Below are 15,095 nucleotides of genomic sequence, written 5' to 3' on the forward strand. Positions count from 1 at the left end.
AATCAAGAATTTAGGTTTTAAGTATTTTGGGTGAATTTGGAATAATTCTATGGCTTTAATCGTTCAAAAATATGGTGGTACGTCAATGGGTACACCTGAGCGCATCTTGAATGTGGCTCGTCGTGTAAAGCGTTGGCATGATCATGGTCATCAAGTGGTTGTCGTTGTATCGGCGATGAGTGGTGAAACCAACCGCTTATTGGCTTTGGCAAAGGCAATTACTGAAACGCCTGATCCACGTGAGCTTGATCAAATGGTATCAACGGGTGAGCAAGTCACCATTGCAATGTTGGCAATGGCACTCAACTCGATTGGTACAGAAGCCAAATCATTGACAGGTCGTCAAGTCGGTATTCGTACCGACCATGCGTATAACAAAGCACGTATTGAAGCGATTGATACCGATGTCATGACGGACCACTTAAATGCAGGCCGTGTGATCGTTGTTGCAGGCTTTCAAGGCTTCGATTCGGAAGGGAATACCACGACATTAGGACGTGGTGGTTCGGATACTTCTGGTGTTGCACTGGCTGCTGCACTGAAAGCGGACGAATGCCAAATCTATACCGATGTAGATGGTGTCTATACCACTGATCCACGTGTCGCACCGAAGGCGAAGAAAGTAGATCGTATTTCTTTTGAAGAAATGTTAGAGATGGCATCGCTCGGCTCAAAAGTATTACAAATTCGCTCAGTCGAATTTGCAGGAAAATATCAAGTTCCGCTACGTGTTTTATCAAGTTTTGATAACGACGATGACGGCGCATTTGATGATCATTTTAAACAAACTGTCGGTACACTCATTACAACAGAATCGGAAGACACTATGGAACAACCTATTATCTCTGGTATTGCTTTCAACCGTGATGAAGCAAAATTAACTATTCTTGGTGTACCTGATGAGCCAGGCATTGCGTCAAAAATCCTTTCTCCTATAGGTGATGCCAACGTCGAGGTAGACATGATCATCCAAAACGTCGAAGAAGACGGCACGACTGATTTCACCTTTACTGTGAATCGCACAGAAATGTCAAAAGCCAAAAAGATTTTGGAAGATACTGCACAGAAGATCGGTGCACGTGAAGTATCAACACGTGATGATATCGTGAAAGTATCAATCGTTGGTGTCGGCATGCGCTCTCACGCAGGTGTGGCGAGCAAAATGTTTACCGCACTTGCAGATGAAGGTATCAACATCTTGATGATCTCAACGTCTGAAATCAAAATCTCAGTGATCATTGATGAAAAGTATTTAGAATTAGCAGTTCGTGCATTGCATACTGCTTTTGGCTTAGATCGTGAACATGGTGAAAGTAGCGCACGTGCTTAAAAAATAAGCACTTAGCGACAAATCTCAGGGCAAATGCGAATTAAATTTCAGTTTGCCCGACAATGTGCCACTATACTTCTATAGTGGCTCTGTTATATTAGTCCTTTCGATTTATATGCAAACAAATAAAAGCGGTTGTGCGAAAAGAAGTTTTTCTTTGCCTTGTATTTAGATTTGAAATTCATCAGTTTCACGCATATTAGCAAGGAGGCAATAATGCTAATTTTGACACGTCGTGTAGGTGAAACACTCATGATCGGCGATCAAGTGAGTGTAACAGTACTGGGTGTGAAAGGTAATCAAGTGCGTATTGGTGTTAATGCACCGAAAGAAGTTTCAGTACATCGTGAAGAAATTTATCAACGAATTCAACACGAGCGTGCGATGCATGAGCATCTTCAGCATTTAGATGATGATTTTAGCCCAAATTTTAACGACGACGACTACTCCCAGTTCAATCGTTAATCTCTCTGTAGTAATAAAACCATTGGTCGATATCAATGGTTTTATTTTGCCGAATTAAAAAGCACTGAAAATTCTCAAAATATAAAAATAATCAATTTTTTCATCTGTTTTCGACAAGTGGTGATAGATTCGATTGCACCTCAATGACAAACTTGTTAAGTTTATTGCATAAAATGTCATCAATGAAGATGAAAAAACAACAAATGCTGAAGGGGATGTCACATGAAACAGTGGTTTAAGCAACTGCTGCCGATGCTTGCAGGGATGGCGATTATCACTTCGCAATCGACTCTAGCGGTACAACCTGTTTCTGATGATGAACTCGCAGAAACAGCCAGTAAAAATTCTCTCGTCCTCAATGAAGCTGTTGCTGAAAATAAAGTATTCATTATTCAACAAGATCAAAGCCTAAGTGAAACTCCAAGTTATCAAAGTTTAAATATCTTAGCTCTACTCTATCCTGAAGATTTTGTTCGTGAGATTGGGCAACAACATGATTATTTCACGCGTAATTTTGGTAATGAATGGTATAGCTTCAGATGGGCTGGAAATTACGATGAGATTTGGGCGAATAATCAATATTACGAAATTCAATTTAATCATGAAACAGGATCATATGAAGCAAATAACGTGAGAGGGCGTGTTTGGACGATTGTTGAACCTTATTATTCCAATTCTGATGATTAAATTGGATGTTAAATAAAGCATTAAACTGTTGAAAATTTGTGCAAACTAACTGTCATACATAAGTTGTAGCAAGATGATAAACTTTAGTACTTGAAAGTTGGGGCAGAACCCTCTACAAATAGTCATAGGTTATCACAGGGAAAAACAATGAAGCTGTATTACACGCCAGGCGCTTGCTCATTGGCTGCACATATTATTTTGAATGAAATAAACGTCGATTTTGATTTAGAACGTGTTGATTTAAAGACACATACCACTGAAAAAGGTCAGGATTATTATGCAATTAATCCTAAAGGCTATGTACCCGCACTTGAAATCAATCCAGGCTTAGTGTTGACTGAGAATGTAGCTGTTTTACCATTCCTTGCACAGCATGATCCACGTCAGGATTTGATTCCACCATCGGGTCTTGGTCGTGCTAAAGTCCTTGAGTGGCTAGGTTTTCTCAATTCAGAAGTACATGATGCCTATGCGGTATTCTCCGGTCGTGAGTTAAGCGATGAAGAAAAAGCACGTGGCTATGCCGAGATTGATCGTTTATTGCAATTTGTTGAAGATTATCTTGCGGAAGTTGATACCGATTTTCTAGTCGATGACAACTTCGGTCCTGCTGATGCGTATCTATTCGTTTTGACCAACTGGTCGAAATCAATTGGACATGATTTGTCAAAATTTAAGGAAATTAACGATCTTCGTGATGTGGTATTCCAACGTCAATCTGTTCAGATCGCTATGCGTGATGAAGGTTTGATTAGCTAAAACTTTTTATAAATCAATGCGATTAAAAAAGCACCTATATAGGTGCTTTTTTACAACTTAGATTCTTCAACTTAGATTGTCAGTTTAGATTCTTCAATGTGAATCATCATTTATGACCTAAGCACATTGAATGCACTTGGATCACGAACCATGATTCATAATGATTTCATCATTTATTTATGATCATCAAACTCATTGTGCTGCGGTGCAGGGCGTGTGAATCCACCTGTTTTATACGCAAGGTAGAATACACCGACAGCAGCCCAAGTCAGACCTGCTTTCAATGATGTTTCATCTGTTTCAATCCATAGCGCAGCAATACTGATAAAGCCAAGCACTGGAATAATGACAAAATTCAAAATTTCTTTGAATGACTTGGTACGACGGTCACGTAGCGCATAGCGTGAAATGACTGACAAATTCACAAAGCTAAATGCAGTCAATGCACCAAAGCTAATCAATGAAATCACAAAATCCAAGCTCATAAAACCCGCAGTCAATGCGACAGCGCCAACGATCAAAATGTTATATGACGGTGTGAAGCTCTTTGGACTGATATGACCAAAGATTTTCTTATTGATAATGCCATCACGACCCATCACGTACATCAAGCGAGATACACCTGCGTGCGCAGAAATCCCTGATGCCATCACCGTAATAATTGCAAATGCTAAGACATAAGATTGGAATAGCGAACCACCGACCAAGAGTAAAATATCAGGCTGTGTCGCTTCGATATCAGCAAAGTATTTTGCAGGATCATTCGGGAAGTAGATTTGCATAAAGTAGGTACTGATAACAAAAATTACCCCAGCAATCAATGCTGTTAAGAATATCGCTTTAGGCAAAGTCTTTTCAGTATCTTTAGTTTCTTCAGCAAGTGAGCTTAAAGAGTCAAAACCTGTGAATGAGAAGCACAGTAAAGTCGCACCTGTGATCAATGCACCAACAGAGGTCAGCTCATTCCAAAATGGCTCCAAGCTCCACAGTTGATAGCGTGTTTCAGCGGTAATAGGTCCTTCGACATTCGAACCAAGTTGCAACTTGGTATAAATCAGATAGGTAAAGATACCGATGACAAGCAACTGTACAAAGACGATCAAGCTATTAAAATTCGCAACGAAACGTGCACCACGTAAGTTGACCCCAGTCATAAATGCAGTCAGTACAACCACCCAAACCCAATGATTAATACTTGGGAACAAGGCTTCTAGATAAATCACCGCAAGAATGATGTTGACCATCGGCGATAGTAAATAATCAAGCCATGAAGACCAACCGACCAAAAAGCCGACATTTGGATGGATCGACTTTTGTGCATAAGTATATGCAGAACCCGAAGAAGGGTAGCGACGGATCATATGACCATAGCTAATCGAGGTTAATAAAATCGCAACGAGGGCAATCAAATAAGAAGTTGGAACGTGGAAATTACTTTCGTCAGACACCAAACCAAACGTATCAAATAAAGTCATCGGTTGGATATATGCCAAGCCGATAATAATGACGTGCCAGAGTCCTAGCGTTTTTTGTAGCTTCACAGCCGATTGTGTACCAGCAAAATTAGACAATGTCGTTATCCCCTTGAGTGATGACTTCTTATGATTTAAAGCCAAGGATCGCGATGTATCAGGATCAACAACTGATCCCCCCAAAATACTTTTTAAAAAGAGCGCAACAAAATAACGCAAAACCTTAGCTTTTGTCAGCAACTCTAGGGCAAAAAATAGCAAAAATTTAGCCAAAATAAAGCAAAATAAGAAAAATTCTTAAAATAAATCGACAAGCTGTTTTTATGATAAAAAATTGTAAGCATAAAAAAGATGGCTAATCCATAGCCATCTTTTTAAAAATCATAAGCTTATTACTTTGCTTGTAAGAAAAGTTTTTTGAATCTATTAGATTTGCTGATTCACATCAATATTTTTACTTTCTTTCATACAAAGGAAAGCAATTAACGAGATCGTTGCTGCACCTGCAAGATAATAGCCTACAGCGTGTAAACCATAAGTCGTTGCAAGATAAGTGGCAATTAATGGTGCAAAAGATGCACCCAAAATACCCGCCATATTAAAGGTTAGTGCTGATCCTGTATAACGCACAGAAGTGGGGAATAGCTCGGATAGCACAGTACCAATTGGACCATACGTTAAGCCCATGATTGCCAAGCCCAGACATAGGAAAGCAAATACAGAACCGACGTTATTGGCAACTAATAAATCTGCAAAGAAGAAACCAAAAATGATACAAATAATACAGACTACAATCGAGGTCGCCTTACGTCCAAACTTCTCCGCCAAAATCGCAACGAGAGGAATAAATGCTGCAAAGGCAAAAGTCGCTAAAGTCACTAAGAGCAAGAACTGCTCACGTGGATAACCGAGTGCTTTAGTCCCCCAGCTTAATGAAAACACTGTTGTCAGATAGAACACCACAAAGGTACAAATCGCTGCTAAAGTCCCGAGAATCAATTGAGGCAGATTATTTTTAAAGACTGCTGCGACTGGGACGCTTTTTTCTTCTTGCTTATCCAAAACACGTTGGAATGCAGGTGTTTCATGCAGTTTCAAACGAATATATAAACCGACGATGACTAAAATCGCACTGGCTAAGAACGGAATACGCCAACCCCATGCCAAGAATTGTTCATCAGTGAGCACTGAACCTAAGAAAATAAAGAAACCATTTGCCAAAATCAAACCGAATGGTGCGCCAAGCTGTGGAAACATACCGTACCAAGCACGTTTGCCTTCGGGTGCATTTTCTGTGGCAAGGAGGACTGCACCACTCCATTCGCCACCAAGCCCAATCCCTTGTCCCAAACGGCAGATTGCAAGCAAGATCGCTGCGGTAATACCAATGTCTTGATAAGTTGGCAATAAACCAATGGCAATGGTGGATAGACCCATCGTGAGTAATGCAGCAACTAGTGTGGTTTTCCGTCCGATACGATCACCGAAATGCCCAAATAATGCAGAACCTAACGGACGTGCTAAGAATGCAATGGCAAAGGTCGCTAAAGACTGCAACACCGCTGTTTGCGGATTACTGGATGGGAAGAACAAATGAGGAAATACAATGACTGCCGCTGTGGCATAAATATAAAAATCATAAAACTCAATGGTTGTTCCGACCATACTGGCGGTGAGCACACGAGCCTTGGAGTTAGTTGGTTGCGTTGCAGTCGATTGCATGGTTGATCCTAGTTTTTCTCGTTTCAGCGGTAATTCACTTTTAAAGTCAGACAGTTTAACCACTTGAAAACGAATTACAAAGCAAAAACTGATCAAAGCCAAATTTTTAAAATACTCTTGATATTTTTAGATGATTTTTCAAAGTGCTTTACAACATCACCCAGATTGCAAAAAAGTGCGCCACTGCGCCAAGAATGACAAATAGATGCCAAATGACATGCGTGTAGGTATATTTTTTCATGGCATAGAAAATCGTACCAACGGTATAAAATATGCCACCAAGGATGAGTAACCGTAATGACAATGTACTGAGATAAGTACGCATATCATCAATCACAAACACCGCAAGCCAACCCATTGCAAGATATGCTATCAGCGACAATGCTTTAAAACGTTCGATAAAATATAGCTTAGACAACGTGCCTAAGAAAGCGATCGACCATAATGCCACCAATAAAATTTTCGCTTTCGGTGTAGGAATATATAGAGCAAGGAAAGGCGTGTACGTTCCTGCGATGAGGTAATAAATCGCCGTATGATCTAACTTCTTTAACCATGCACGACGCTCCATAGTCGTTGCACCGTGATACAAGGTCGAAGCGGAAAATAGCAAAACCATACTTAGACCATAGACCAACATGGTAAATCCTGCACCGAGCGATAGGGCATAGGCCTCTATACACAGTAGTAACGTAGCGATCATTGCGGCAAAAGCCGCTAAACCATGCGTAAGTGCATTCAGACGTTCTTCATGTGGATGATAGTCAAGTATTTCATCGACAATATCCTGAGTGCTGATAGATTGGTGATTTGAGCAGTCTAAATTGTTAAGCATAGGAATTTGAATCTGCGAAAGAATGCAATTACTATACACTTGTATTTTTAAATTAAAATGACAATTTTTACTTGTTCGCTTTATAAAACTGCAAATCAGACAATCAGCTTGCTACAAGACAATGTGTCAAAACATCTTTCCAAAGATTAGTGAAGATGCTTAAAACGTATGAATCAGTTAAAATAGTACCTTCGGTTTTAGTTTGAGTTCATGATAATGGCGATCAGTTTGCAAGGGCAAGCATTTGAATTTTTTCAGCATATTCAACATGCTTGGCAGTCGAGTACTTTGCAACGCTTGATATTGAACCAATATCAAGGAGATGAACCGAATCTGCAAAAGTTGATGATTCGCCCAATTAAACTCAAAGATGAATTGCAACTCCAAGTCGTGTATCGTTATCAAACCAAAGACATCACCAAAAACTATACATGGCAAGCGTTTGAATCATTGCTTACTGATTGGCTCGATCAATTTAAGCAAAGTAATTTGTTTACAGATCAAGCTGAATTTCAACTCAAAATTAAAAAGCAACAATGGCAATTGACGCAAACAAAAATTAAAACTACAAAACATACCGCATCTAATCCGCAGGAAAACATAAATACAGCGCAACAACATAATCGCCAAAAACAGCGTTGGATTGAACAAGATCGCCCATTTTTACAGTTAATTGGTGTGACCGATCAAAAGCATCAGATCATTCCAAGCATGTCGAGGAAGTGGAAGCAGATTAATAAATTTGTGGAGATTTTCGCAGGGGCAGTCAATCAAGCAGGATTTACTGAACATCAAAATTTACATGTAGTGGATTTTGGGTCAGGTAAAGGCTATCTGACTTGTGCCGTTTATGATTATTTACAAACGCATCAGTTTGCGCCACAGGTGACTGGTGTAGAGCTACGTCAAGAGTTGGTAGATTTTTGCCAAAATGTCGCCACGCAAAGTGATTTTCAACACTTACAATTCTTTCAAGGCGATGTGCGTAGTTATCAGCCAGAGCAAACGGATGTGATGATTGCGCTACATGCTTGTGATATTGCGACGGATTTTGCCATTCATACCGGGATCCGCTTGGGTGCCAAAGTGATTATGTGCGCACCATGTTGTCATAAAGAGTTGCGTCCGCAAATGCAATCGCCAACGGTACTATCCCCGATGCTGGTCTATGGCGTACATATGGGACAACAGGGGGAGATGCTCACCGATACCATTCGAGCTTTATTTCTACAAGCCTATGGCTATGACACCAAAGTGTTGGAATTCGTATCTTTGGAGCATACCAGTAAAAATAAAATGATTTTGGCGACGAAAAAGCGTAATGCGGAAAGTCAGCCAAATCAAAAAGTGCTACAGCAAATTGCTGATTTAAAAGCATTTTATGGTATACGCAATCATGCCTTAGAAAATTTACTCAGAGATCTGCCAGTCGATGATCGACATGGCTGTGCGTGCTAGCGGTGTAAAGCGCGACTTTAAATGATAAATGAATTGTCATAAAACTGACTTAAACTTTTCATGTGGCTGAAATATCAATGAATTATTTTAAGCATAGGTTAATTAAAAACACAGGACATGTGATGAAAATAACCCATGCGCTACAACAAAAAGTGATCGGCAAATATAAAGATATTCTTGAACATCAACTGTCGATCATCGAAGCACAGCAACAACAAATTGAAAAATTACAACGTGAGCTGAATGCATTTAAACAACAACACAGTTTTACTGAAGAAAGAACAACTTGGCAAACACTGCGCTTAAAAGTATTTAAGAGTCAGGATGTTGTCGTAAATCCACGAAAATCATAGATTAGCAATAATTATAGCTAACCAATTTATTCTAAAAACGAATTACATCGAGAATGAAACGCTTAATGCGCTTCATCCCAATTCTGACCTTGACCCACTTCAACCACAAGCGGTACATTTAGCGTGAGTACATCTTGCATGGTGTCTTTGATCAATGTTGTTGCATCAACAACATAATCTTCATCGACTTCAAAGACCAATTCATCGTGGACTTGCAGTAACAACAATGCACGACTTTGATCCAGTTTCTTTTCAATGGCAATCATCGCCAGTTTGATAATATCCGCAGCACTACCTTGTAATGGCGCATTGATCGCCGCACGTTCTGCGGCTTTTCGTACCATCATATTGCGAGCATGAATATCAGGTGTATACAGTCGACGACCAAGTAAGGTTTCGACAAAGCCTTGTTCCTGCGCAAGCTGACGCGTGCGTTGCATGTATTCGTAAATACCTGGATAACGCTGAAAATATTGTTTGATATAGTTTTGCGATTCTTCACGAGTAAAGCCAAGCTGACGAATCAAACCAAATTCGGACATGCCGTAGAGTAGACCGAAGTTGACGGCTTTGGCTTGACGACGTTGATCAGAAGTCACTTCATCCAGTGGAATATTTAGCACTTCTGAAGCGGTCGCTTGGTGAATGTCTTGTCCTTCGTTAAAGGCTTTGACCAATGCTTCGTCTTCGCAGAAATGTGCCATCAAACGCAGTTCGATTTGTGAATAATCGGCAGCGAGAATCACACGACCTTTCGGTGCAACGAAAGCTTTACGAATCTGACGACCAATCTCACCACGAATCGGAATGTTTTGTAGATTAGGATCAGTTGAAGATAGACGACCAGTTGTGGTGACGGCTTGATGATAACTGGTGTGGACACGTTGAGTTTTAGGATCTGCTTGTTCGACCAAACGATCGGTGTAAGTACTTTTCAGTTTAGCAAGGGTACGATAATCCAAAATGATTTGCGTGATTGGATGATCAATTTTTTCCAGTACGGCTTCACCGGTGCTGTATTGTCCCGAAGCGGTTTTTTTACCGCCTTTTAAGCCTAATTTATCAAATAAAATCTCGCCGACTTGTTTTGGTGAAGCGATGTTAAATTGCTCCCCTGCGATTTCAATGGCTTGTGATTCGTAGCTTTGCATGTCTTTTTCAAACTCTTGACTTAAGCTGGTCAAAAAATCTGGATCAAGCTGAATACCACGAGATTCCATATTGCACAACACTTGTGCTGTTGGTAGCTCGACACGTTCAAGTAGTGCTAAAAGTTCAGGGTGTTCAGCAAGTTTTTCTTTTAACACTTCAAATAAGCGATAGGCGACATGCGCATCTTCGCAGGCGTATGGTGCTGCGATGTTTAAATCAATTTGGTTAAAGGTCAGTTGCTTAATCCCTTTGCCTGCGACTTGCTCATAAGTCGTGGTCAGATGACTTAAATACAACCGTGCCACATCGTCCATATTATGACGAGTTGCTGTTGGATTGAGTACATACGAGCCGAGCATGGTGTCAAAGCCCCAACCTTGCAGTTGGATACCGTGATTGGCAAAGATATGTGCATCATATTTTAAGTGATGACCAATTTTCGCCACGCTTGGACTTTCCAAGATTGGTTTGAGTTGCGCCAAGATTGTTTCACGATTGAGCTGTTCAGGCGCACCGTCATAGTCATGCGTGAATGGCACGTAGTAGGCATCTTTGCTGTCGAATGCCACAGACAAACCGACCATTTCTGCAATACGATAATCTAAGCTGGTGGTTTCGGTATCGATGGCGAATTGCTGTGCATTTTCAAAACGTTTAAATAAGTGATCCCAATCAGCTTGATTTAAGACGGTGTGATAATTTGCTTGACCGAGCTGATCATCGTCGCTACTCAGTTGGGCATTGCTTTCTATATCATTATTGGCAGTTTCACTTCCATTGTCTTTAGACTTTGATTCAGTCTTTTTGCTTTGATTGGCTTGCAGATTTTTTTCATTATCAGGATTATTCGGATGGTTTAACGATTGTAATTGGGTGCGGAATTCCAGTTCTGTATACAGACGGCGTAGTTCATTAACATTGGGATTGCTCAGCTTGAGATCATCCCACGTCAAGGTCAAATCTATGCCTGTGATAATGGTCGCCAGTTGATGATCAAGTTTGATATTGTCGAGATTGTCTTTGATATTTTGGCTGACTTTACCTTTGATCTGATCGACGTTGGCAATGATGCTGTCGAGTGAGCCAAATTCATTGAGCAGTTTCGCTGCAGTTTTCGCCCCAACACCTGGCACGCCTTTGATGCCGTCGGATGCGTCACCCATTAAAGTCAAATAGTCAATGATCTGATGCGGATGCACGCCGAATTTCTCAAATACGCCTGCCTCATCAAGCTGACGTTCTTTAAAGCTATCTTCTAAGGTGACGTTGGGATTGACCAGTTGCGCCATGTCCTTATCGCCAGTAGAAATCAGCACTTGATGACCTTCGGTAAGCGCACGTTGCGTCAATGTACCAATAATGTCATCAGCTTCAACACCCGCCAAGCTATACAGCGGAATGCCAAGCGCACGAATCAAATCATGTAAATACGGAATTTGCTCGCCGAGTTCGTCAGGCATCGCAGGGCGGTCGCCTTTATAAATCGGTGACAGTTTATGCCGAAAGGTCGGCTCTGGTGTATCAAAAATCACCGCCATATGCGTTGGTTGGATACGGCGCATCAGCTTTTGAATCGCCGAGCTTGCGCCACGCACTGCATTGGTGTGTAGACCTTGTGAAGTGGTCAACGGCGGTAGGGCGTGAAAAGCACGAAATAAGAAATAAGACCCATCAACCAAAACAAAAGGTGGCATGTGTGATTCCATTGATATTTTAAAGACTGGTTATAGTGTACCGCAAAGCTGATTTACTGCAATGTGATGTGCGCAATAACAAATCAAGCTTTACGCTTTGTTATAAATCAGTTACATCAACAAAAAGACATGCTAAATTGTTTTTTAATAGAACATGAAAATATTGAATAAATGACGAATCCAAATACGCCAAATCATTTTAATAAAAGCAACGACGCTTTGCACACACAGCATGCGCAGACGACTTCGCTATTTCGATTTCCTGATGCCACTTGGGCGAGAATGTTGTTGATTATTTTTGCGATACTTTTTTTAGGGCAGTTAGTCTTTGGTGGCGGTGTCGATACCGTGTGGTGGTTGGCACTACTTGGGAGTGTGATTCTTGCTTGTAATGCCAATGAAAATCAAAATATGCAAATCAAACAATTACAGCAAAGTACCTTTCAACTTCAACAGCAAGTCGATCGCCTATCACAAGGTCAAATTCACGGTTCAAATTCAGCAATTCAAGTCGATGTGCAACGAGATGCAAGCATAGAAGAAAGTAAAGAAGTCGTCGCAGAAACAAATCGTTTTCCTGAGCAGGTTTCGCCGTCATATCAAAATGAAATTATTCAAGACAATCAGAATGTTGAAAATATTTCCACAGATTCACCTGCAACGGATTCACCTGAATGGATGAATGCAAGTTCTGCACAAGCGAAACAAACGATCCGAGTAGATGATGCACTAGAAAATCAAATGGATCGAATTGCAAAGCATGACGAACTCAAAACCATGACTTCGATGTGGGATGCTGCATTGAACTGGTTTAAAGGTGGCAACAGTATCGTGCGTATTGCGGTGGTGATTTTGCTGATCGGCGTAGTGTTGTTATTGCGATTTGCTAGTGAATATTGGCAATTGACCTTATCTGCGAAAATGGCAGGGATTGGCGCAAGTGGTATAGCGCTGACAGGGCTTGGTTATTTCTTGCGTCAACGCCGTTTTGATTATGCGATTAGCTTGCAGGGTCTAGGACTTGGCGTTTTATTTCTCGTTTTATTTTCCAGTTTCCATCTAGGTGTGATTCACTCAGTCACATTATCTTATGTCGCATTGATCACCATACTTGCCACGACCTTATGGCTTGCGATTCGGCAGAATGCGTTGATTTTGGCATTTATCGCTTTGGGCAGTGGTTTTATTGCGCCGTTTATCCTCAATACTGGCAGTAATAATATTCCTGCATTAATGGCATATTTCTTTGTTTTAAACCTTGCATTAGCGATTATTGCCTACTTTAAACCGTGGCGGATTCTCAATACTTTAGCGTTACTGATCACGTTTGGCTTAGGTGGTTTTGCCATTTGGAGCAAAGCCGAAGATGCGCAGGCTTTCCAAATTGCCTGTTGGGTGTGGGCAATTTTTGCGATCTATCTCTTTATCTCGATTCGCTATAGTCAACATATTGTCGCCCTAAAAACCCAGTTCAAAGACATTCCCTATATTGATACCTCGCTGATTTTCGCTACGCCATTTATGGCATTTAGCCTTTATGCAGGCTTGGTGTCGTCTGACGGCTATGCGCTGTCGATTGCCAGTGCGGTCTTGGCGAGTGTCTATTTAGTCTTAGCGTACGTTCTTCATCAAAAAACCAAGCAATTACTCATTTTGACGCAATGTTTTTACGGCTTAGGCTTTGTGTTTTTGGCGTTGATTTTACCATTCGCCTTTGATGCCTATTGGAGTAGTGTCGGTTGGGCGATTCATGGCTTGGTGATGCTGTGGCTCGGTTGGCGTTATGCGATCGTCAATGCACGATATTTCGGTGTGGCGCTATTGCTAGCGAGTGGTGTGGCGACTTTGTATGTGGTCTTATTTAATAATCAAAGTGCGCTGTTTGCAGGATGCTTGTTGATGGCGAGCTATGCGATTGCAACGTATTTATTATTGCATCCTAAAGAGGAAACGGATCATCAAACTGATACTTCAAATGCAACTGCTATGGCAAGTTTCTGTGGCATGACATTGTTGCTTTTGTCCTTGATCCTTGCACCTGTAAATTATTTTTATGCGATTGATGAGTTCTACGGACTTGATCTTGAGTGGATTAGCTTGCCGTTATTGCTTTGGACATTTGTACTTTATCTTGGGTATGGTTTTTTTGCCAAATCTCAAACACATTTTCTATGGAAAATCAGTGCTTTTATCGTCTTGGCGATTACGGCGTTTGAAATGTTAATTGGCAATGCCGGTTATGAGCTCGAAGGTAAATCTTATCTTGCCATGACATATCACGGAGGCTATGAATGGTACGCCTTGATAGGCTCGGCAATATTGTGGCTGACCGTATTTGCCTTGTTGGTCATTGACACTGTCTTTAAAAATCAGCGCATTGTATTAGAGCAGCCATCAAATTCATATTTCTTCAATGTTGCGGTACAGATTTATACCGCTGTCGCTGTGTTGATGTTGGCGATACTGGGCGGTGGTTTTGCAAGTGAAAATAGCTACGTGGCGATGCTTGCCGTACTTCCAATCATTGTCTTTGCGCTGAGCTATTTTGTGAAAAGATTACACCACTGGCAAAGTCTATGGGTGGGTAATCTTGCTGTGATAGCAGTGCTGTGGTATTGGCTCGTTTCAGTGAGTTTTGCCAAAGATGGCGTTTGGTCGCTACCGTTTGTTCCAGTACTTAATCCAATTGATTTCGTGAGTATTATTGTATTTGTGATACTGACTTTTGCCCTAAAACCATATTTGCTCAGCGCATCACGAGCATGGCAGTTTGCCTCTGCAAGTGTATTGCTTGGGACAGGTATTTTATTGATCAGCAGTCTGATGCTTCGTGTGCTCACGCATTATGCAGGCTTACCGTACTGGCTCGACGGTGCATGGCAAAATGGCACGGTGCAGGCAAGTTTAACCATTCTGTGGACGTTGATTGCGCTGATTCTCACTACGCTAGCGAGTCGTCAGTCGTGGCGCTATATCTGGATGCTCGGGATTGCGGTACTTGGTTTGGTGATTTTTAAATTGATCTTCCATGATCTGTCGCAAAGTCAGACTCTGACTCGGATTATTTCCTTTATTGGTAGTGGTTTGATCATGTTGGTGATTGGTTATTTTTCACCGTTGCCACCGAACAATAAGCGGTTAGGGGATTGAGGGATAAAAAGCTTTGTT

General features: G+C 41.1%; 11 protein-coding genes. 7 read left to right on the forward strand and 4 right to left on the reverse strand.

What is annotated here, in order from left to right; all coding sequences use genetic code 11:
* Positions 1-49 precede the first annotated feature (49 nt).
* The 4 genes from ACE3PQ_RS00365 to ACE3PQ_RS00380 all read left to right on the forward strand — a co-directional run bounded on the left by ACE3PQ_RS00365 (position 50) and on the right by ACE3PQ_RS00380 (position 3,241).
* Positions 50-1,330 carry an aspartate kinase gene (locus tag ACE3PQ_RS00365; protein ID WP_374294148.1) on the forward strand — a complete coding sequence of 427 codons (1,281 nt, stop codon included), beginning with the start codon at positions 50-52 and terminating at the stop codon, positions 1,328-1,330.
* Positions 1,331-1,546: 216 nt separating this feature from the next.
* Positions 1,547-1,795 (forward strand): carbon storage regulator CsrA, encoded by a 249-nt coding sequence (gene csrA / locus ACE3PQ_RS00370; protein ID WP_241572293.1) that lies wholly within the window; start codon positions 1,547-1,549, stop codon positions 1,793-1,795.
* A gap of 222 nt (positions 1,796-2,017) precedes the next feature.
* Entirely contained in the window at positions 2,018-2,482 is a 465-nt protein-coding gene (locus ACE3PQ_RS00375) for a hypothetical protein (protein WP_374294151.1), read from the forward strand.
* A gap of 147 nt (positions 2,483-2,629) precedes the next feature.
* Positions 2,630-3,241 carry a glutathione binding-like protein gene (locus ACE3PQ_RS00380; protein WP_298892536.1) on the forward strand — a complete coding sequence of 204 codons (612 nt, stop codon included), beginning with the start codon at positions 2,630-2,632 and terminating at the stop codon, positions 3,239-3,241.
* Positions 3,242-3,414: 173 nt separating this feature from the next.
* Here ACE3PQ_RS00380 and ACE3PQ_RS00385 read toward each other — a convergent pair whose 3' ends face one another.
* The 3 genes from ACE3PQ_RS00385 to ACE3PQ_RS00395 all read right to left on the reverse strand — a co-directional run bounded on the left by ACE3PQ_RS00385 (position 3,415) and on the right by ACE3PQ_RS00395 (position 7,270).
* Positions 3,415-4,812 carry an APC family permease gene (locus tag ACE3PQ_RS00385; RefSeq protein WP_374294153.1) on the reverse strand — a complete coding sequence of 466 codons (1,398 nt, stop codon included), beginning with the start codon at positions 4,810-4,812 and terminating at the stop codon, positions 3,415-3,417.
* A gap of 327 nt (positions 4,813-5,139) precedes the next feature.
* A complete protein-coding gene (locus ACE3PQ_RS00390) occupies positions 5,140-6,435 on the reverse strand; it encodes an MFS transporter (RefSeq protein WP_374294155.1) in 1,296 nt (431 codons plus the stop codon).
* A 148-nt stretch (positions 6,436-6,583) separates the two neighbouring features.
* The gene (locus tag ACE3PQ_RS00395) at positions 6,584-7,270 is read right to left on the reverse strand and encodes a hemolysin III family protein (RefSeq protein WP_374294157.1); all 687 of its coding nucleotides are present in this window, start codon (positions 7,268-7,270) and stop codon (positions 6,584-6,586) included.
* Between the two features lie 216 nt (positions 7,271-7,486).
* Here ACE3PQ_RS00395 and ACE3PQ_RS00400 point away from each other — a divergent pair, with 216 nt between their 5' ends.
* Together ACE3PQ_RS00400 and ACE3PQ_RS00405 are read left to right on the forward strand one after the other, a co-directional pair.
* The gene (locus ACE3PQ_RS00400) at positions 7,487-8,728 is read left to right on the forward strand and encodes an SAM-dependent methyltransferase (protein ID WP_374294159.1); all 1,242 of its coding nucleotides are present in this window, start codon (positions 7,487-7,489) and stop codon (positions 8,726-8,728) included.
* Positions 8,729-8,850: 122 nt separating this feature from the next.
* Positions 8,851-9,081 (forward strand): hypothetical protein, encoded by a 231-nt coding sequence (locus ACE3PQ_RS00405; RefSeq protein ID WP_374294161.1) that lies wholly within the window; start codon positions 8,851-8,853, stop codon positions 9,079-9,081.
* A gap of 62 nt (positions 9,082-9,143) precedes the next feature.
* On the opposite strand, the gene polA is transcribed toward ACE3PQ_RS00405, so the two are convergent.
* Positions 9,144-11,927, reverse strand: coding sequence for a DNA polymerase I (gene polA, locus ACE3PQ_RS00410; protein ID WP_374294163.1), 2,784 nt, complete (start codon positions 11,925-11,927; stop codon positions 9,144-9,146).
* 171 nt (positions 11,928-12,098) lie between these two features.
* On the opposite strand from polA, the gene ACE3PQ_RS00415 reads away from it, so the two are divergent.
* Positions 12,099-15,077: a DUF2339 domain-containing protein gene (locus tag ACE3PQ_RS00415; protein ID WP_374294165.1), complete on the forward strand. Its 2,979-nt coding sequence runs from the start codon at positions 12,099-12,101 to the stop codon at positions 15,075-15,077.
* Positions 15,078-15,095: the final 18 nt, after the last annotated feature.

The sequence above is a fragment of the Acinetobacter sp. genome, assembly GCF_041911495.1.
GTDB lineage: Bacteria > Pseudomonadota > Gammaproteobacteria > Pseudomonadales > Moraxellaceae > Acinetobacter.